General features: G+C 37.8%; 21 protein-coding genes. 15 read left to right on the top strand and 6 right to left on the bottom strand.

All coding sequences use genetic code 11. The features are described from left to right. Nucleotides 1-2: 2 nt before the first annotated feature. Complete coding sequence (prmB, locus tag AC1M9E_RS06865) at nucleotides 3-1,013, bottom strand: 50S ribosomal protein L3 N(5)-glutamine methyltransferase (RefSeq protein WP_481608537.1); 1,011 nt, start codon at nucleotides 1,011-1,013, stop codon at nucleotides 3-5. A 371-nt stretch (nucleotides 1,014-1,384) separates the two neighbouring features. Between prmB and AC1M9E_RS06860 the strand changes: the two genes are divergently transcribed. The 6 genes from AC1M9E_RS06860 (at nucleotide 1,385) to AC1M9E_RS06835 (ending at nucleotide 6,852) form a co-directional block, all read left to right on the top strand. Next, the gene (locus AC1M9E_RS06860) at nucleotides 1,385-1,594 is read left to right on the top strand and encodes a cold-shock protein (protein WP_035263597.1); all 210 of its coding nucleotides are present in this window, start codon (nucleotides 1,385-1,387) and stop codon (nucleotides 1,592-1,594) included. Nucleotides 1,595-1,717: 123 nt separating this feature from the next. Continuing rightward, a complete protein-coding gene (locus AC1M9E_RS06855; protein ID WP_488225165.1) occupies nucleotides 1,718-2,023 on the top strand; it encodes a hypothetical protein in 306 nt (101 codons plus the stop codon). Between the two features lie 143 nt (nucleotides 2,024-2,166). Then, nucleotides 2,167-3,540 (top strand): ABC1 kinase family protein, encoded by a 1,374-nt coding sequence (locus AC1M9E_RS06850; RefSeq protein ID WP_488225164.1) that lies wholly within the window; start codon nucleotides 2,167-2,169, stop codon nucleotides 3,538-3,540. Between the two features lie 227 nt (nucleotides 3,541-3,767). Then, a complete protein-coding gene (locus AC1M9E_RS06845; RefSeq protein ID WP_092766330.1) occupies nucleotides 3,768-5,063 on the top strand; it encodes an acyl-CoA dehydrogenase family protein in 1,296 nt (431 codons plus the stop codon). Nucleotides 5,064-5,093: 30 nt separating this feature from the next. Further along, the gene (locus AC1M9E_RS06840; RefSeq protein WP_481607398.1) at nucleotides 5,094-6,293 is read left to right on the top strand and encodes an acyl-CoA dehydrogenase family protein; all 1,200 of its coding nucleotides are present in this window, start codon (nucleotides 5,094-5,096) and stop codon (nucleotides 6,291-6,293) included. A gap of 73 nt (nucleotides 6,294-6,366) precedes the next feature. Continuing rightward, the gene (locus AC1M9E_RS06835) at nucleotides 6,367-6,852 is read left to right on the top strand and encodes a GNAT family N-acetyltransferase (RefSeq protein ID WP_481607399.1); all 486 of its coding nucleotides are present in this window, start codon (nucleotides 6,367-6,369) and stop codon (nucleotides 6,850-6,852) included. 38 nt (nucleotides 6,853-6,890) lie between these two features. On the opposite strand, the gene AC1M9E_RS06830 is transcribed toward AC1M9E_RS06835, so the two are convergent. Then, entirely contained in the window at nucleotides 6,891-8,102 is a 1,212-nt protein-coding gene (locus AC1M9E_RS06830; RefSeq protein ID WP_035263607.1) for an alkane 1-monooxygenase, read from the bottom strand. Nucleotides 8,103-8,290: 188 nt separating this feature from the next. Here AC1M9E_RS06830 and AC1M9E_RS06825 point away from each other — a divergent pair, with 188 nt between their 5' ends. After that, on the top strand, nucleotides 8,291-9,223 hold the full coding sequence (locus AC1M9E_RS06825) for an AraC family transcriptional regulator (protein WP_481587489.1): 933 nt from the start codon (nucleotides 8,291-8,293) through the stop codon (nucleotides 9,221-9,223). Nucleotides 9,224-9,299: 76 nt separating this feature from the next. Here AC1M9E_RS06825 and AC1M9E_RS06820 read toward each other — a convergent pair whose 3' ends face one another. The 3 genes from AC1M9E_RS06820 to AC1M9E_RS06810 form a co-directional block, all read right to left on the bottom strand. Further along, nucleotides 9,300-11,165: a SurA N-terminal domain-containing protein gene (locus tag AC1M9E_RS06820; RefSeq protein WP_481589963.1), complete on the bottom strand. Its 1,866-nt coding sequence runs from the start codon at nucleotides 11,163-11,165 to the stop codon at nucleotides 9,300-9,302. A 128-nt stretch (nucleotides 11,166-11,293) separates the two neighbouring features. Beyond that, nucleotides 11,294-11,566, bottom strand: coding sequence for an HU family DNA-binding protein (locus AC1M9E_RS06815; protein ID WP_035263613.1), 273 nt, complete (start codon nucleotides 11,564-11,566; stop codon nucleotides 11,294-11,296). 168 nt (nucleotides 11,567-11,734) lie between these two features. Next, entirely contained in the window at nucleotides 11,735-12,163 is a 429-nt protein-coding gene (locus AC1M9E_RS06810) for a phasin family protein (RefSeq protein ID WP_092766445.1), read from the bottom strand. A gap of 233 nt (nucleotides 12,164-12,396) precedes the next feature. Here AC1M9E_RS06810 and AC1M9E_RS06805 point away from each other — a divergent pair, with 233 nt between their 5' ends. The 8 genes from AC1M9E_RS06805 (at nucleotide 12,397) to fdx (ending at nucleotide 18,589) form a co-directional block, all read left to right on the top strand. Next, a complete protein-coding gene (locus AC1M9E_RS06805; RefSeq protein ID WP_481607400.1) occupies nucleotides 12,397-13,047 on the top strand; it encodes a hypothetical protein in 651 nt (216 codons plus the stop codon). A gap of 139 nt (nucleotides 13,048-13,186) precedes the next feature. After that, nucleotides 13,187-13,660, top strand: a complete 474-nt coding sequence (locus AC1M9E_RS06800) for an Rrf2 family transcriptional regulator (protein ID WP_035263618.1) — start codon at nucleotides 13,187-13,189, stop codon at nucleotides 13,658-13,660. Between the two features lies 1 nt (nucleotide 13,661). Then, the gene (locus AC1M9E_RS06795) at nucleotides 13,662-14,879 is read left to right on the top strand and encodes an IscS subfamily cysteine desulfurase (RefSeq protein WP_481607401.1); all 1,218 of its coding nucleotides are present in this window, start codon (nucleotides 13,662-13,664) and stop codon (nucleotides 14,877-14,879) included. A gap of 103 nt (nucleotides 14,880-14,982) precedes the next feature. After that, nucleotides 14,983-15,369, top strand: coding sequence for a Fe-S cluster assembly scaffold IscU (gene iscU, locus AC1M9E_RS06790; protein ID WP_035263622.1), 387 nt, complete (start codon nucleotides 14,983-14,985; stop codon nucleotides 15,367-15,369). 30 nt (nucleotides 15,370-15,399) lie between these two features. Continuing rightward, on the top strand, nucleotides 15,400-15,720 hold the full coding sequence (gene iscA, locus AC1M9E_RS06785; RefSeq protein WP_035263624.1) for an iron-sulfur cluster assembly protein IscA: 321 nt from the start codon (nucleotides 15,400-15,402) through the stop codon (nucleotides 15,718-15,720). A gap of 101 nt (nucleotides 15,721-15,821) precedes the next feature. Continuing rightward, the gene (gene hscB / locus AC1M9E_RS06780) at nucleotides 15,822-16,337 is read left to right on the top strand and encodes a Fe-S protein assembly co-chaperone HscB (RefSeq protein WP_481607402.1); all 516 of its coding nucleotides are present in this window, start codon (nucleotides 15,822-15,824) and stop codon (nucleotides 16,335-16,337) included. A gap of 37 nt (nucleotides 16,338-16,374) precedes the next feature. After that, a complete protein-coding gene (hscA, locus tag AC1M9E_RS06775) occupies nucleotides 16,375-18,234 on the top strand; it encodes a Fe-S protein assembly chaperone HscA (RefSeq protein WP_488225163.1) in 1,860 nt (619 codons plus the stop codon). A gap of 16 nt (nucleotides 18,235-18,250) precedes the next feature. Beyond that, nucleotides 18,251-18,589, top strand: coding sequence for an ISC system 2Fe-2S type ferredoxin (gene fdx / locus AC1M9E_RS06770; protein ID WP_481607403.1), 339 nt, complete (start codon nucleotides 18,251-18,253; stop codon nucleotides 18,587-18,589). A gap of 65 nt (nucleotides 18,590-18,654) precedes the next feature. Here the strand turns inward: fdx and AC1M9E_RS06765 are convergent, their stop codons facing one another. Beyond that, a complete protein-coding gene (locus tag AC1M9E_RS06765) occupies nucleotides 18,655-20,097 on the bottom strand; it encodes an adenylate/guanylate cyclase domain-containing protein (RefSeq protein ID WP_035263632.1) in 1,443 nt (480 codons plus the stop codon). Between the last annotated feature and the right edge of the window lie 28 nt (nucleotides 20,098-20,125).

Genomic DNA, 20,125 nt, shown 5'->3' with positions numbered 1-20,125 from the left:
CTTTAAACTTGAATAGATTGAATGAATAAATCACGATATTGACGGCATTGTGCTGCAGTCAGTGCAAAAATACCTGATCCACCACGTTGGAATTGCAACCAGTAGAAATCAACAGTATTAAAGTTTTGCTTCATCGCCCATTCTGAGTTGCCCACTTCAATGACGATTAAACCATCTTCAGTTAAATAGTCTGCGGCTTGAGCCAGCATTTTACGCACAAGATCCAAACCATCTTGACCCGCTGCCAATGCCAATTCTGGCTCGTGATGAAACTCATCTGGTAAATCTGCCATATCTTCAGCATCGACATACGGCGGATTAGAAATAATTAAATCGTATTGATTTTCAGCAGGTATTTTAGCGAAAAGATCAGATTCCAATAAAGCGACTTGATACTGTTTATTGTGATGCTCACAGTTGATTTGAGCAACCTCAAGGGCTTCTTTTGAAATATCAGTAGCATCGACTTCAGAATCAGGGAATGCATATGCCAAAGCAATTGCGATACAACCAGAGCCAGTACACATATCCAAAATACGCTGTGGAGTTTTAGGATTTGGATTCACTGGCAAATTATTGACCGCTTCACCCATTTCACCATTTTCAGTCAAACAATAAGGTGCAAAACGATTTTCAATTAGCTCAACGATTGGTGAGCGTGGAATCAGTACACGCTCATCTACATAAAATGGTTTACCAAAGAAATAAGCAAGATTTAATAAATATGAAGTAGGAACACGGTCATTGATACGACGTTCGAGTAAACTCAAGAATTCCGCAACTTCGCTTGGCAGCAATTTTGAGTCTAAAATCTCAGCATCGGCATTCCAGTCTAGTGACAAAGTTTGTAAAACTAAAGCAGAACTTTCAGCAAAATAATCTTCAGTACCTTGACCTAAGTGTGCATCGTATTGACGTAATGCTGTAACTCCAAAACGAATAAAATCTCGAATAGTTGTTAAGTTTTCAGCGGCTTCCTGTAGATGTTCAGGGCTAATAGTCGGTCGATCCACTTAAGGCGTCTCCAAGGTCAATTTTTTAAAAACGCTCTATGATACCTTGTTTTATCCTATTAATAAAAAGTTCTATCCGTGTTATTCGGCAAATTTGTATTGAAAATTTGAATAGTTAGAATTATCCATTGAATAAGGTCTACTCATTCAGGTTTTAAAATAGCGAGAAAGTTGATTAAAACTAACGATATTGAAAATAATCGTGTATACTCGAAGCCAACTAGAAAATTTATGTTGTTTCATTAAATCTTTTATTTCGCAGTGTTAGTCATAATCCTACGTTTGGTTTCAGATTTTAAGTTTCATTTTTTTTCCAAGTTACATCATTGAGTTCAAACTCATAACATTAAAGTTTTATTAGGATTCCTATTATGTCTAATACTGTTAAAGGCACAGTTAAATGGTTCAACGAAACTAAAGGTTTCGGTTTCATCCAACAAGAAAACGGTCCTGACGTTTTTGCTCACTTTAGCGAAATCAAAGGTTCAGGCTTTAAAACTTTGGCTGAAGGCCAACAAGTTGAATTCAGCGTAACTCAAGGTCCTAAAGGTCCTAACGCTGTTGACATCGTAGCAGTTTAATTAACTGTTAAAAAAAGCGGGCTTTGCCCGCTTTTTTTTGACTCTCGAAAAGCTCACCAGACTTGAAAAAGAAAATTTAGACTCAAACTAATAAAAGTTAAAGTGAATTTCAAAAGTTAAAGTATGAGTTATAAACACAATAATTTAATGGCAATGCGTCAAAATTACTGGAGTGATGATTCTTCCCCTCGTGTCACAACAGAAAAACAATTTCTTAAGCAATTTTTGATGGATCATAAAATTTTTGAAAATCCAAGTTTGGATGATGTTAAATATTTTTTCTTCAGCTTACCTAGCGTCATTATTATCAAAGCATATGCCCTTGGATTTATTCATGAAACTGTTGTCAACTTAATGAAGTTATTCATCTCTGAGTATCGCGTGTCTCTGTCTACTCGAGCTCAACTCCCAGTTAAATATCGACTTTAAAAAGCTTAGGCTATTTAAGTTTGAATAAATTGACCATTTATACACCTGATATTGAAATACTTGAACTATTTTAATACGTTCATAACATGTAATATTCAATACAATGATTTCTCTGCGCGATTCGCTTAAAGGACCTAAACTTCATGTCAGATCAGAATGAAAAGCTTAAACAATTAAAAACTTCTTCAATGGATCGCCGTCTTTCGATTGCGAAAGCTTCTCTACTGGCTGGCACACGCTGGGCTGCTTCAAGTGCGAGTTCTATTTTTTCAAGCGAAGAAGAAAAAGAAAAAAAACGTAAACAAGCGATGAAAGAACAAGCTGACTATCTCGTTGCTGAAATCGGTAAATTAAAAGGCTCTATCGTCAAAATTGGTCAAATGATGGCGTTATATGGTGAACATTTTCTACCTGAAGAGATTACGCAAGCCTTAAACACTTTAAATAATCAGACCGTTGCCCTCGCGTGGCCTGCGATCCATGAGCAACTGCGCAACCAACTTGGCTCTAAACTCGAAGATCTTACCATTGATCATGAGCCTTTAGGCACCGCATCATTAGCGCAAGTTCACCGTGCAACACGTAAGTCTGATGGTCTTGAATTGGTGCTCAAAGTTCAATATCCAGGTGTAGCAAGCGCAATTGACTCAGATATGAGCTTGTTTAAGAACATGCTCAAACTTACACGCATGGTTCCTCAAACTCGTGAATTTGATCAATGGTTTGATGAGGTTCGCGAAATGATGCATCGTGAAGTAAATTACAAAATTGAAGCTGAAACAACACGTCGTTTTAGAGCGCGTTTAAAAGATGATCCGCGTTATGTTGTTCCACAAATTATTGATCAATATTGTACAGATCAAGTGCTTTGTATGACTTTTGAGCGTGGTGTTCCGATTAATAGCCCAGTCATGCTTTCACTCCCTCAGGAGCGTCGCAACAAATTAGGTGAAGCATCGCTTGAAATTGCCGTTCGTGAAGTGTTTGAATGGGGCGAGATGCAGACTGATCCTAACTTTGGTAACTACCTAGTACGCTTAGGTGACGGCGCGCAAATTGAAGATAAAATCATTCTTTTAGACTTCGGTGCGATCCGTCAATTTGATGATCAACTCCTCAAGGTAGCTCGTAATTTAATTACCGCGGGCTATCATCATGATGCTCAAGCCATGGTCAATGCTATGACAGGTTATGAGTTTTTCGATGCAATGCCATTAAGCATTAAACCTGACATGGCAAAAGTGTTCCTTCTAGCTACTGAAGCTTTTAGTACTTATAGCAATAATCCAGACCTACCAACAGGCATTATGGATGAACAGCAGCGCTATGATTGGAAACAAAGCCAACTGCATAGCCGTGTGATGCAACGAGCATCCAAGTCGATGGCATCGCGCTATTTTTCAGTTCCACCGAAAGAATTTATGTTCATCAGTCGTAAGTTTATAGGTGCATATACATTCATGACTGTGATCGAAGCAAAAACAAATGTGCGCAAAATGATCCAATCATATGTTTAAGGAACAAAGACCATAGTGATCTATCGTGTCACTATGGTCAATTTATTAAATAAAAAATTTAATTACTAAAAAGAATATATCTTAAATTTCATTAGAATACCTATTCAATTACCATTTATCTGTTTGGTCAAAAAAGTCTTTTAAGCTAGTCATTTTCGACATAGTCATTTCACTAAACACATGTCACGATCTTGTTGTATAAAAAAACCATCAGGGAATTTACAACAATGAATGATATCGCAAACAAAGCGCAAGGTTTAGGCTTAGCCTTGATCACTAAGCTCGCAGGCAGTGATTTAATCGATCAATTAAAACTAAGAAAAATTATCGAACGCTCGCTTTATCAAGGTTCTAAGGCTGGATTTAAAACCTTGGGCTCTACACAGAAAATTTTTAAACAAAAATCCAATACTCCGACTCAACGTCTATCCAATCAGCAAAAAGGGTTATTTGATCTCAGCCTTTCTGAAGAACAACAGATGACTGTTGATGCGATGCAACAATTTGCTCATGAAGTTCTCTACCCCCTAGCACATACAGCCGACCACCAAGCTACTTTTCCAGAAAACTTATGGGCTCAATTTAAAGATTTAGGTGTCAATTATTATGCATTGCCTGAACAATACGGCGGCGTTGCTTCAGAAAAGAATGTGGTTACAAATGTGCTGATCGCAGAGCAACTTGCACAAGGTGACTTCTCATTAACAGCTACATTACTCTCCACGTTCTCAGTCATTAATGCAATTACACAGTGGGGTTCAGCAGAGATTCAAAATAAGTATTTGTCGGCATTTAGCGAACAAGATGATCTATTTGCAACTTTTGCTGTTCAGGAAAATACACCTGCTTTCAACCCTTTCCAATTAAAAACAAAAGCGACACGCCAAGGCGATCATTTTGTCATTAATGGTGAAAAAACTATCGTTATTCTAGGTGAGCAGGCAGATCTTTTATTGGTTTCCGCAGATTTAGATGGAACAGCTCAGGTTTTCATTGTTGAGCGAAATGAAACGATTTCATATAAAGCAAATCCAGCAATGGGGCTTAAAGCAACCCAATCTGTGAGCCTAAAATTTAACAACACTCCAGCATTTAAACTAAATGAGCAAGATTTTGATTATTCAGCGTTCATTGATCTGGGCAATTTAATGTGGTGTGCAATGGCAGTGGGTACATGCCAAGCGGTTAAACAATATTGCATTCAGTATGCCAATGAACGCACCGCATTTGGTGAACCAATATCCCACCGTCAAAGTGTTGCATTTATGATCGCGGATATGGCTATTGAAATTGATGCTATGAAAATGTTGGTTTTGAATGCTGCAAGCCGCGCAGAATCAGGTTTAAGTTTCCATCGTGAAGCATACTTAGCACGAATTTTGTGTGCAGAAAAATCAATGAAAATTGGCACTGATGGCGTACAACTCTTAGGTGGACATGGCTTTACCAAAGAACATCCAGTTGAACGTTGGTATCGGGATTTGCGTGCTACTGCCATTATGCATTCTGGTTTACATGCTTAATCAAATAATAAAAATTTAAGGACAAAGATGATGAATTTAGAGAATCCGAAAAAATTTAAAATGCTTGTTGATCAAGCTCATCAGACAGCGTTAAACGTGCTTCGCCCTATTTCACGCAAATATGATAAAGCTGAACATGCTTATCCCAAAGAACTCGACATGTTAGCATCCCTATTGGATGGTATGAATGAAGGTGGCGATGGCATGAATGCTGGCGCTGCCGTCAATAAACGTGGAGATACGACTCAAGGCAACAAAAATGGCGTGAACATGTCTACTGCTTTGGGTGTAATTGAGATGTGTTATGGCGATACTGGTTTATTACTTACCATGCCTCGCCAAGGATTAGGTAACTCTGCAATTGCTGCTGTAGCCAATGAAGAGCAACTTGAACGCTTCAAAGGAACTTGGGCTGCGATGGCAATTACCGAGCCAGGCTGTGGATCTGATTCCGCAGCAATACGCACCACAGCGACTAAAGATGGTGATGATTATATTTTAAATGGCGAGAAAATTTTCGTCACTTCTGGTGAACGAGCTGATTCAGTCGTGGTTTGGGCAACACTCGATAAAAAACTTGGGCGTGCAGCAATCAAATCATTTGTTGTTCCTAAAGGCACGCCTGGCATGACCGTTGAACGTCTTGAACATAAACTCGGAATTAAAGCTTCAGATACTGCTGTCATTCGCTTTATCGATTGTCGTGTCCCTGCTGCAAATTTATTAGGCAATGCTGAAATCGATGTTGCAAAAGGTTTCGCTGGCGTCATGGAAACTTTTGATAATACACGCCCTCTTGTGGCCGCAATGGCAGTTGGGTGCTCTAAAGCGTCTTTAGAGCGTATCAAGGAAATTTTTAAAGACCAACTAGATGCTGAATATGCCACCCCCTACCTTCAATCCTCAAATATTACAGCTCAGATTTATCGTATGGAAGCAGAATGGGAAGCTGCTCGTTTATTAACCCTAAAAGCTGCATGGATGGCTGACAATAAAAAGCCTAACTCGCGTGAAGCTTCAATTGCAAAAGCGAAAGCTGGACGAATTTGTAATGAAATTACATTGAAGTGTGTCGAACTTGCTGCAAGTGTAGGCTATACCGAAGATGAGTTGTTGGAAAAATGGGCGCGTGACTCCAAAATACTAGATATCTTCGAGGGTACACAACAAATTCAACAGCTTATTGTTGCGCGCCGTGAACTTGGAAAATCATCAAGCGAATTGAAATAAATCACGTTGAATTAAACTCAACTCCGATGAAACTTAGATATACTCTGTGAAGATTTACTAAGTTTCATCGATTATGTACTTTATTCGAACTATTCAACCCCAAGATAATCCCCATATTGCAAAAATCATTCGTGAAGTCTCAGTGGAGTTTGCTCTCGCTGCTGAATCAGGCTTCGCAGTAGCAGATCCAATTCTAGATCAACTCTATGACGTTTATACAAAACCTCACTCCATATATTGGGTTATTAGCAATGACCAACACGAGGTCTTTGGTGGTGGGGGCATTGCACCTTTGCTGGGCCACGAAAACACCCTAGAGATACAAAAAATGTATTTTATGCCCTCAATACGAGGTTTGGGTTTTGCAAAACAAATTCTAGAAAAATGTATCCAATTTGCACGAGATCAGGGTTACACGCAAATTTATCTCGAAACCACAGCATCTCTCTGGCAGGCTGTAAAATTATATGAAAAATTAGGTTTTCAACATCTACAATACCCATTAGGAAATACTGGACATAGTGATGCATGCGAAATACGCATGTTAAAAGTATTATAAAAAAACCGACCCATGGTCGGTTTTTTTATTTTTGAGTGTTAGCCCAATAATTTATCAATAACACCAAATTTTTTAAAAATTTTTGCTCGTCGTTTTGGATGAATATTGGCTTTATTTAAATCGCCACCATAATGGTCAAATACGCGCTTATCCATAATTTTAAACCATAACTTAGGTATTAAAACTGGGATCAACATCGTCGCATATCCACTTGGCAACACTGGCGCTTCTTCAAAGTTTCTCAATGCTTGGAATGGTCGTGTCGGATAAGCATGATGATCCGAATGGCGCTGCAACTGGTATAAGAATAGATTGGTTGTGATGTTATTATTATTCCAACTATGTTCAGGCATAGTACGCGAATAACTTCCATCTTCTTTCTTTTCTCGCAATAAGCCGTAGTGCTCAAGATAGTTGACCATTTCAAATAAAGTCACACCGTAAAGTGACTGTATGGCTAAGAATGGTAAAATTTTCTTACCATACAGTTTTAGCATCGTTGCGTGAAAAGTTGCACTAATGGCTGCGCCGTGAAATAACTCATTTTTCAGTGAAAAGAACGACTCACCCTTACGATTTAATCGATGTTTTTCAATCTGTATTGCTGACTTCAAGCCACCGCTAATGGTTCTTGGAAGAAACTCGTAAAAGGTCTCACCCATCTTTGAAGTCGCTGGATCTTCTGGAGTAGCTGCGCGCTTATGATGCCCATATGGGTGCTCAATACGGAAATGATTGTATCCAAGTGGTGCTAGTGTCACGTGTGACCAATAATGATCTGCACGCTTCGGTCGATGGCATAGTTCATGGGCAGTATTCACACCAATACCGTTGATCAACCCCATAGTACAACCAATCAACAACTGATCCAACAATGGGGTTTCTTTACGAGAGACCACGTATCCAGCAAAAAAATTGGCTGCATATTGTAAAGGAACAAACATTTTTACTATACGATCATAGTAAGGATCACTGACTAATTTTTTGATCTGCTCATCACTCGGATTATTCTCATCAGTACCGACCAAAGCATCAATGGTGGGAATAATTACGTGTAATAATAAAGGCCCACCTAATGCAAACAATTTTTTAGTTGCTTTAGGTCCGTATTGATATCCAGCCAAAAAGCCCATCCCTAATACAGGTAGTGCTGGACTAAGCAACCATAAGTAACGCTTCTTATCCAGTTGTAAGCCTTGCGCTATCGGGTTCTGACTCAATAACTCTTCAACTTTTACCTTTGCATTCACTTGCAATTTTCCTTTTCTATTTCTTATTTTTATCTTTGTTCATTTCAAATTTCAAATACAGTCGTAATCGTCCAAAAAAGCTATTGAGTCGTATTTCCACAACGATTTTGAAGCTAAAATACATTATAGAAATCTTTACACATGTTAAGATTCAGCAATTGTAAGCGTATAGGGAATATACGAAAAACATGGATGCCCTCAGTCAAGTTTTTGAAGATATTCACCTCAAAAATACGGAATATCTCTACCTTCAAGCACAAGGTAAATGGGCTTTTGAGTTAAGTCATCAAACAGCCATGATTACCTATATTTTATTATACGGTGAGGCCTTTTTTAAATTTCAAAATGGCGAACAACTACACTTAAAAGCTGGAGATATGGCAATTATTCCTTCTGGAATGTCACATCAAGCCTATAGCCATCAAGAACAAAGATTAGTCAACATTACTCAAATAGATCATTTATTTAAAGGTTTAAGAGATGATGAAATTATCCTCGGTGACGAAGATGATAAATCTGAGAAATCTCTCATCTTCAGTATACGATCTAACATGGACAGCATTATGGGTGGACCATTGATTCAAGCCTTACCCACTTATATCCATTTAAACAATGCACTGAATGCTAGAGAGCCGGAGTGGTTAAGGATCGGGCTTTATTTCGTGGCTGATGAAACCAAGATGAACCGACCTGGTCGCCATAAGATTATGGATCACGTGGTGAGTATTATGTTAATCGAATGCGTGAGAGATTACATTTCCACGCTTACAGATCAGAATAACTGGTTAAATGCACTGACTCACCCAGAACTGAGCCCTGCATTTTCAGCGATTCACAGCCAACCAGAACGAAACTGGACTGTAGAATCATTGGCAGAAACTTGCTTTATGTCGCGTTCAAAATTCGCTCATTTATTTCAAAATATGGTGAATGAAACACCATTAGCATACTTACAGAAACACCGTTTAAGATTAGCCAGTCAACTTTTACGCTTGAGCCAGCTTTCGATTCAACAAATCGCGCATAAAGTTGGTTATTCATCAGAGACTGCATTTAGTCAAGCCTTCAAAAAACATTATCTATGCAGTCCAAGCCAATATCGTAATACTTATTTGAATTAATCGAATTGAATAAATCATAGCAAAATAAAAAAAGCACCGAAGTGCTTTTTTTTATGAAGATAGAATTACTGGTGAGTTACTTGATTTTTGCAACTGACTTTAAATACTCAGTGTAATCTTTAAGTAATTGTGTACCACGATAGTTTTGATAAAGCTGTGCAAGCTGCTGTTTTTCTTCAGCCGAAATCGAATCCATAGATGGTTTTTTTACCTCAGCCACACCGATAATTACCATTTCATTTGGTAATTGAGCTGTAGTCACAGACCACATTCCTGCTTTAGGTGCAGGCACACTAAATGCAGCACGTTCAATTTCTCGTTTAAGACCTTGAGAACGAGTAAAAACACCAGCATTTACGAAAGATTGCTGATGCTTAGTTAAAACCTGCTGTGAAGGTAGTGTTTTAAAATCCTTTAACATTGCAGCAACTTTTGCTTGAGCAGCTTCATATGCCTTTTGATTCAACAGCTTTTCTTTAACCTTCGCTTTGGCTACTGATAAAGGTTGAACACCAGCTTCACGGTATTCACGAACTTTCAACCAAACTGTATCACCATTCGCCAATTGTATATTGCTGGTCGCGTTACGATCACCATTTTTTACATCTTGACTAAAGATCTTAGCTTTTACAGCAGGATCCGCTAGGACTGTATTTTGAGTGGCAAGAGTTACATTATTCGCAGTAACCAATTTAGCCGATTTTAATTCCTGAGGGACTACATCTAATGCATCGCTACTTACAACGAGCTCATTCAAACCATTTACTAGATCAGAATAAGCATTGGCATTTTTAGATTTTAATAAATCAGCTTCAAGACGTGCTTTTTCAGACTCAAAACTAGCAACATTTACTTGAGCAGCTTTAGCTTGAATAATATGTACACCAAAATCGGTTTTTACTGGCTTAGAAATCGTACCTTTTGAAGCTTGAACTGCATTATCAAAAGCATCACCGAATACACCGGCTTCATAACCATCAACTCGACCCGCATTATCTTTGGAACTAGAATCTTCAGAATACTGTTGAGCAGCCTCTGCAAAAGATAATCCTGATTGAATTTTTGCATAAACATCATTGGCTATTTTTTCAGCCTCAAGCGCAGTACGATTATCTGTTGTAATCAAAATATGTTGGACTTCAACTTTGGCATTTTTATTTTGTTGAGTTACATATTGATCATAAGCTTGTTTTAATTCTGCATCTGTAACAGTTGTTGTGGCATTTGCTACCATAGCAGGCGTTACCAATACATAATCAAGATCAACTGAGGCAGGTTGCTTAAACAGCACTTTATGTTTTTCATAATAAGCAGCGACTTCAGCATCAGTTATTTTTACAGACGTTTTGTAATCATCCAATTTTACAGATGACATAAATAACGTACGTTGCTCACCTTGTAGATTTGCGATTTGCTGAATATCACTTTGGCTTACCAAAGAATTATCACGAATGCTTGAAACTAACATTTGAAGCGCATGATCTTGTCTTAAATTTTGGATTAGACCCTGGCTCGTCATATTAATTGATCGAAGATAGTTTTCATAAGCTTGTTGTGAAAATTTACCATCAACCTGCAGACTTGGCTGTTGAGCAATCATTTGTTCAATCTGAGCATCGCTTAAACTGATGCCTAACTTTTCAGCCTGCTGAACCAATAAAGCACGATCAATTAAACTATCTAGAGCCATTTGTTCAATATACGATTGATTCAGAAGTGATTCATCACCTTGAACCATTTGTAAGAATTGATCTTTATAATTCTTCGTTTGAACTTCTAGCTCTTTATTAGAAATTTCTAAATCATTAACGGTTTTAGCAATCCCATCTTTGTTTCCACCACCGAAATAGCCTTCAATACCGACCAATGCCAATGGTGTCAAAAATAATACTAGAAGGACTTTGCCGAGCCACCCTTTAATGAGTTTACGAAACGATTCCATAGGTATTCCAATATTTTATTTCAAAGCGATTCTAACTGATAATCTAAACCGAATATATCAGATGAAGCCATAAATTTTCTTTTTAATAAAAAACGCGCCAAGTCGGCGCGTTTTGGACTTAATAAGAATTAAGCTACAGAATCTTTTAAACCTTTACCAGCTTTAAAGCTAGGAACTTTGCTTGCTTTAATTTGTAATTCTTCGCCAGTTTTCGGGTTACGACCAGTGCGTGCAGCACGATCTTTAACGCTGAAAGTACCAAATCCTACTAAAGTAACAGAGTCACCTTTTTTCAGCGCTTCGCCAATAGAAGCAATAGTCGCGTCCAATGCCTTACCAGCATCAGTCTTAGACAATCCCCCTTTCTCTGCAATCGCATCAATCAATTCTGATTTATTCATGAAGATTACGTCCTCTTATATCGTTTGTTTAAAATCCAAGGCTTGTATTTTAAAAGGCCATGACGACTTTATAGCAATGCTTTGGGGGGAAACGCAATACTGCTCGACCTGTTTTGATCAAAATAAGCGACAAAAAATACCAAAATTACAGTTTTATCTCTAAATCCATCATTTTTTTTCGAGTTTAGCTCGTAAAGCTTGATTTTCAGCAATGAGCACATCTAATTTCTGGTGAATATCTAAAATCATATTCTCAAGATGTTGTACATCTTTAGTTGAGACGAGCCCAATACGATTAAGCGAAGTACTCACCCCATGATCTAAAAGTTTTTCGACCTTATCTTTTTTATCCGTAACAGACTCTTTAGTTTTTTCCGCAACTTTGTTTACTGTTTGATCTGTAAATTCAACCGTTTTTGATTCAAGCTCTTCACCAACTTTGACTAAAGAGTCAAACATTTTATTACCTTCTTCCTCTGCGCGAGAAAAAGCACCTAAACCAGCAAGCCAAATTTGTTTAGTATATTTACGAAAATCAAGTGTGGACTTGCGTTGATGCTTTGTTTTACGTGAGTTTGCAGGTTGTGAGTTGTCCATTAATTCCTGTTCTTTATTGTTATTTACATCTTGATCCACCGTTACACTCCTGTATATTTTAGCCTCTAAACTGACTATTCGTGCATAAAATACATTGATAATATCAAATATCGCTATTGAACCTTGTTCAAAACTGTTCTACAAAGCAATGATAAATGATGTAATCTTAGACTTAATTTAAGTTTGTGTTAATAGAACTTTTTAGATTTATTAAATTTGAATAGGATTTATTTATGAGTGAATCGCAACAACAACAAGGTCATACCCGTTTGTTGCTTAACATTGTTATGTTAGTTTTAGAGACATTCTATTCTTTCGTCTTAAAACATGACCGTGTTGTTCGCCTTCAAGCAAAAAAATTTGTAGAACAACAAATTACAATTAAAATGAATAGCTATATCCCCTATTTTGACTTTTATATCCAATTTACGGATAAAGGCATCTTATTTGACCTTCAAGCGCCAGAAAAAGAACCTGACCTCAAGGTAAGTAGTACTTTAGTCGATATCATTCAAATTTTCGGGTTTGCAAACCGCAGAAGTTTGAAAAAAATGCGTATTGAAGGTGATCAAACCCTTAAAGACGAATTCAGAGATTTAGCATTACATCTCTCAACACCGAAATTACTTTCAGATTGGAAAAACTGGTTAACAACAGCTTCTGAAGACCAAAACACAAAGGCTTCGAGAAAACGCATTGCACCATTACTTGAAAAAATTGACTTACAAAGATCTAAAATCAATACACTTCAAGTAGAGGTAAAACAATATAAAAATCGTATTCGTCGCATGCAAACCAACCAAAAACGCACCAATATTGCGTTCGGGATAGTTTCGGTTCTATTCGTGGCTTTAATCGTGTATAATTTATTGAATATTTATTAAAATAATAAAGTTTTATCTGTTTGAATCCTCGCCATATTTAATTCCGATTAATTTAGTTGGTTTTTAGAAAAAATACTTGACTAAATTAGTCGGAATTCATAAAATTTCATCATCTAGCCTTTTACACGTGTATCGAATCATGCGCTTAACCACTCGCGGTCGCTACGCAGTGACTGCATTACTTGATCTAGCTTTGCAGCCGACTGAACAAACCATTACTTTGGCAGAAATTGCTACTCGCCAAACTATTTCTGTGGCTTATTTAGAACAACTATTTGCTAAATTAAAGCGTCATGGCTTGGTTTCGAGTGTACGTGGTGCTAATGGTGGATACCATTTAGCGCGTAATGCTTCTGATATTACGGTCTTAGAAATTATTGAAGCTGTAAACGAAACTGTTGATGCAACACGTTGTGACCACAAAGGTAACTGCCAAAATGGCGCAATGTGTCTAACTCACGATTTATGGCAAGAACTCTCCCTCCACATTGCCGATTACTTAGCTAAAATCTCTCTTGCTGATTTAGTTGCTCGCGATAACGTTCAAACTGTTGCGATCCGCCAGAATACAGCTCCATTAGATTCAGCCCTTTTATCGGTTACAGGTATTTGACATGAAACGTCCAATTTATCTTGATTATGCTGCAACGACTCCAGTCGACCCACAAGTTGCTGAGCGCATGATGGAATGCCTTACATTCGATGGGACTTTTGGTAACCCTGCATCACGTTCGCACGCATATGGTTGGCAAGCTGAAGAAAAAGTTGAATACGCTCGTGAGCAAGTTGCAAATCTTGTAAAAGCAGATCCACGCGAAATCGTTTGGACATCTGGCGCTACAGAATCTGACAACCTTGCACTGAAAGGTGTTGCACAGTTCTACGCTTCAAAAGGCAAACACATCATTACGAGTAAAATTGAACATAAAGCAATTTTAGATACTTGCCGTGAGTTAGAACAAGAAGGCTTTGAAATTACCTATCTTGAACCAGAAGCTCAAACAGGTCTAATTACTCCTGAAATGGTTCAAGCTGCTTTACGTCCAGATACAATTCTTGTTTCATTAATGATGGTCAATAATGAAATTGGTACTGTGACTGATGTTGCCGCTATTGGTGAATTAACTCGTGCGAATAAGACATATTTCCACGTAGATGCCGCTCAAGCTGCTGGTAAAGTTGAAATCGATTTATCAACCATGAAAATTGATTTAATGAGTTTCTCTGCTCACAAAATTTATGGCCCTAAAGGTATCGGTGCACTTTACGTACGTCGTAGTCCACGTGTGCGTCTTAAAGCTCAAATGCATGGTGGTGGTCATGAGCGCGGTATGCGTTCTGGTACGCTTGCAACTCACCAAATCGTTGGTATGGGTGAAGCATTTGAACTTGCAGGTAAAAACCTAGTTGCTGAACAAACTCGCTTACGCACTCTACGCGACAAACTTTGGAATGGTCTACAAGATCTTGAACAAGTTTTCTTAAATGGTCATCCGACTCAAAACGTAGCAAACTACTTAAACGTAAGTTTTAACTTCGTTGAGGGTGAATCTTTAATGATGTCACTTAAAGATGCTGCTGTTTCATCTGGTTCAGCTTGTACTTCTGCAACATTAGAACCTTCTTATGTTCTTCGTGCATTAGGCTTATCTGATGAGTTAGCACACAGCTCAATTCGCTTCAGTTTTGGTAAATATACGACTGAAGAAGACATTGCTCACGTACTAGAAGTGACAAAAGCTGCTGTAGAAAAATTACGTGACCTTTCTCCACTTTGGGATATGTACAAAGAAGGGATTGATCTGTCGAAAGTTGAATGGACAGAACACTAATTTAAACCAAACACATGCATCTTATTGAGCTTAAATATTGAAATTTAATAAGATGCACCCATATTAAATATTATCAGCCGACCCTGAGGTTTGGAGACGCATCATGGCTTATAGCGAAAAAGTGATTGATCATTACGAAAATCCTCGTAATGTTGGTGTTTTAGATAAAAACGCAGAAAACGTAGGTACAGGTATGGTCGGTGCACCAGCTTGTGGTGACGTTATGCGTCTTCAAATCCAAGTGGATGAGAATGGTGTAATTGAAGAAGCTCGCTTCAAAACTTACGGATGTGGTTCTGCAATTGCTTCAAGTTCACTTGTAACTGAATGGCTAAAAGGTAAAACTTTAGACCAAGCACAGCAAATCAAGAATATTGATATTGCAAATGAACTTGCGCTTCCTCCTGTAAAAGTACACTGCTCTGTACTTGCAGAAGATGCAATTAAAGCTGCTGTAGAAGACTACCGTAGCAAAAAAGCGAAAGCTTAATTTAGCGCTTGATGATTGAATGGAGTTTTCATGATCAATTTAACTGAAAATGCTGCAACTCATATCAGCAATTATTTATTGAATCGCGGTAAGGGTGAAGGTATTCGCGTTGGTGTGAAAACTTCAGGTTGTTCTGGATTGGCTTATGTTCTCGAATTCGTTGATGAAGTTGACGAACATGATCAAGTCTTTGAACAGTTTGGGGTTAAAGTTTTCGTTGATCCGAAGAGCCTTGTTTATCTAGAAGGTATGGAAATGGACTATGTTAAAAATGGTCTAAACGAAGGTTTTGAATTCAACAACCCAAACAAAAAAGGTGAATGTGGTTGTGGTGAATCTTTCACTGTTTAAGATAATCATTCTCTTTTTACCTGATTAAAACAGTGCCCTGCACTGTTTTAATTCTATTCAGCGCCCACTTTTATTTTTCACTATTTTGGAATTTCCAATCCATGAATCATTTTGAGTTGTTTAATCTCCCTGTAGCACTCGATATTGATTTAGCAAGTTTGAAAGCTAACTTTCTAAAATTGCAGCAACAATATCATCCAGATAAAGCTGAAAATAAAGACCAAGCCTTGATCAAATCTAGCGAAATCAATCAAGCTTATAAAGTTTTATCTCAAGTTGACAGCCGTGCTGGATATTTACTTACACTCAAAAAACAAGACTATCATTTAGATCAATCCATCAATGATTTCGAATTTTTACAATCTGCATTAGAAATTCGTGAACAGTTAGATGAAGCTCAAAATTCTGAACAACTTTCATCTTTAAAAACTGAAGTGCAACAATGGATTGATGGTTTAGTTCGCGAATTCAAAATAGACTATGAAGCTGAAGATTGGGCTGAGTCTCGCGATACTGTTCGAAAATTACGTTTCTTCCAAAAAGTGATGAATGATATACATCAAGCTGAAGATCGTATTCTCGATGATGAAGATTTTGACTTAGATGACGAATTCTAATTTTATTTTTTTGTTTTATTTTCAAGGGATTTAACACATGGCACTCTTGCAAATTGCTGAACCTGGACAATCAAGTGCGCCACATGAACATCGCATTGCTATTGGTATTGATTTAGGTACGACCCACTCTCTTGTAGCAACTGTGCTTTCTGGCAAACCTAAAGTTCTAAATGATGAACAAGGTCAAGTGTTACTTCCTTCTATCGTACATTATGCTGAAAACTCTGCTGTGCTCGGCAATGACGCAAAACCGTTTATAACTCGTGACCCGCAGAATACTATTGTTTCTGTAAAACGTTTTATGGGACGCTCAAAAGCTGATATTAAATTTCAACACCCATATCAATTGGTGGGTGAAGACAATCAGATGCCTGCTTTTGAAACAGCGCAAGGTCGTAAAACACCTGTTGAAATTTCTGCTGAAATTCTAAAAAATCTAAAAGATCGCGCTGAAGCAAGTTTAAAGAATCCCATAAATGGTGCTGTAATTACAGTACCTGCCTATTTTGATGAGGCACAACGCCAAGCAACACGAGACGCTGCACAACTCGCTGGTTTAAACGTACTGAGATTATTAAACGAACCTACAGCAGCAGCTGTAGCGTATGGTTTAGATCAAGCAACAAATTTAAGTACAGATCAAAATTATGTGATTTACGACTTAGGTGGTGGTACTTTCGACGTCTCCATCCTACGTTTCTCACAGGGTGTATTTGAGGTACTCGCTACAGGTGGACACACTGCACTTGGAGGCGATGATTTAGATCGTCTTATCGTCAAGTGGGCTAAAAAATCACTCAATATCGAGACCTTAGATGATAACGAGTATGCACACTTCCTTGTTGCAGCACGTAAAGCGAAAGAAGCTTTATCGGACCAAGATCAAGTTAATCTTCAGCTTTTAGAAAACGAATTAACTTTGGATCGTTCAACGTTTGAAAGCATCATTAAAGTTGCTCTAGATAAAACGATTTCAGTGTGCAAACGAGTATTACGTGACGCTAAATTGAAATTAGACGATATAAAAAATGTCGTTTTAGTAGGTGGCTCTACTCGCTCTTATGCGGTACAAAAAGCTGTAGCAGAAGTATTTAGTCAAGAGCCCCTGTGTACCATTAATCCAGATGAAGTCGTTGCAATCGGTGCTGCAATTACTGCCAACCAATTAATTGGTAATAGCACCGATGGTTCTCTACTACTTGATGTAACACCATTATCACTTGGTATTGAAACCATGGGTGGACTAGTAGAACGATTAATTTCACGCAATACTGCAATTCCTGTCGCTCGTCGTCAAGAGTTCACCACGTATCAGGATGGTCAAACTGCGATGTTAATCCATGTTGTCCAAGGTGAGCGCGATTTAGTAGAACATTGCCGTAGTCTCGGACGTTTTGTTTTACGCGGCATTCCACCGATGACTGCTGGTCAAGCACGCATTGAAGTGACTTATCAAGTCGATGCTGACGGTCTCTTATCGGTATCTGCTCGTGAAACAACATCTAACGTCTCAGCTCAGATTGATATTAAACCATCGTATGGTTTATCTGATACTGATATGGAGCGCCTACTGGTTGATGGTTTTAAATTTGCAGCAGAAGATAAAGCCCTTCGTCATTTACATGAAACTAAAGTTGAAGCTCAACGAGAACTTGAAGCTCTTTCTCAAGCGCTTAAAGCTGATATTAAACTCTTGACTGAACAGGAAGCTCAGGATTTAATTTCTGCACAAACTCATTTGGCTCAACAACTTGAAACTTCTGATATTGAAGCAATTGAAGCTGCTGTTGCTGCGTTAAAAGTTCATAGTGATGCATTTGCTGCAAAACGAATGAATCAACATATTGATCATGCTCTCAAAGGCACTAAGCTTGACGATTGGTCAAACTCAAACTAAACATAGGTAAAAATTTATGCCACGTATTAAAGTTCTTCCACATGCGCAAATTTGCCCTGAAGGTGCTGAGTTTGAAGTTGAGCAAAATGCCAATCTTTGCGAAAGCCTTCTAACAAATGGTATTAAAATTGAACATGCTTGTGATATGTCTGCAGCTTGTACGACCTGCCATGTCATTGTTCGTAAAGGTTTTGACGGCCTTGAAGAAATGAATGATGTAGAAGCAGATTTACTCGATCGTGCTTGGGGTCTAGAGCCAGATTCACGTCTTTCTTGCCAAGTAAAAATTGAAAATGATGATTTAGAAGTTGAAATTCCGAAGTACACAATTAACCATGCTTCTGAAAATCATTAATCATTTGTAAAACTATATAAAAAAGGTCACTTAAGTGACCTTTTTATTTATGTAGATATAAAATTCTAATTTAGATATTTTACTTCATCGGACAGTTTTAACTTCACAATACCAGAAGAATTGGTTAAATCCTGCTGAAGCTTAATACGTTCAATCATTTTTTCTAAAACTGCGATTAATTCAGCATATTCGTAATTTTGTACTTCTTCCATATTCAGGACCAGTTGAAACCCTTTGTACTCATAATCAAACCAATGTTGATGGGTTTGCTTGGTGCTATATTTTTCCATGACCTGCCAACTTTTAATTGAACCATGAATCCCTTTCAGCTCTATAGGTTCCTGAGGTGCACAGAGATAATAGTTTTTAACTAATTTATAAGTCTCATCCGAGATTAAAATTTCATCAATTTCTGCAGCATTTTGAAGTCTTGCAGCTAAATTTGCATCCCGCCCAACAATGGTATATGCCATTCGATGAACTGCGCCATAGTTACCAACGTGACAATAACCTGTACTAATGCCCATACGTATATGCAGTGCTGAGTATCCCATTTTCACCCAGCGTTCACGCAAAAATTTCATTTGTTGACGCATTGCCATCGCCATATCGATGCAATTTTTGGCATCCTGCTCAACCCCTTGCGAATCTGGATCTCCAAAGAAAATGAGAATCGCGTCTCCCATAAACTTGTCAATTGTTCCACCATATTGCTTGGCAATTTCAGTCATATGGCTCAGATAGTCATTCAAAACAAAAGCTAAGTCATCTGGAATAAGAGTCTCTGAAAGCTCAGTAAATCCCTGAATGTCAGAGAAAAAAATCGTAATTTTTTTTCGTTTATATTCAAGTTTCGCTTCAGTTTCACCACGCATGATTGATTGCCACAATTGAATTGGTGCATAGCGGCTTAACTGATTCGATAACTCAATATATCGATTCATTTCTTTAAAATAAGTTTGACGTTGAACATCTAATTTTTTTACACGTCGATTTTGATAATAATTGGCAAAATTCACAAAAAGAATCGCACATATACACGAGACTACGGACAATTCGATTGAAGTTTGCTGGAAATAATCTTCAAAACCAAAAATAAAAATTGTACAAATATAAAAAACAATGATCGCAACTAAAATTGCAATCGAACTCACCATCATCGAAATTTTATTATTAACGGCGGTAAACACCAATCCAAACAGGAAAACAAATGTTGGCAACAAACTTAAATGCACTGCTGCTAAGGCGGTAGCTACAACAACAACATCAATAATAAAGAACGCAAAACGTCTGGTTTTACTACCATAACGATATTGGATACTGTGTGAAATTCGGGGTGCCAATAGAATCAGCAAGAAAATAAATAGAGGGTATAAAATCTGATAATTTTGGTTTTGTGAAGTGAAATAATAGATCACAACAAGAATCGCGATCATCACATACCCCATCATCCTGAGGAGTACTTCAAACTGCTGTGGCTCTTTATCCAGCATTCGTTCAAATGGCAATTGCTATTACCTCAATTCACATTATTTT

The organism is Acinetobacter sp. 24-47-47 (assembly GCF_057737035.1).
Note: the sequence above shows the minus strand (reverse complement) of the source record. Positions and strands in the feature narration are given on the sequence as shown.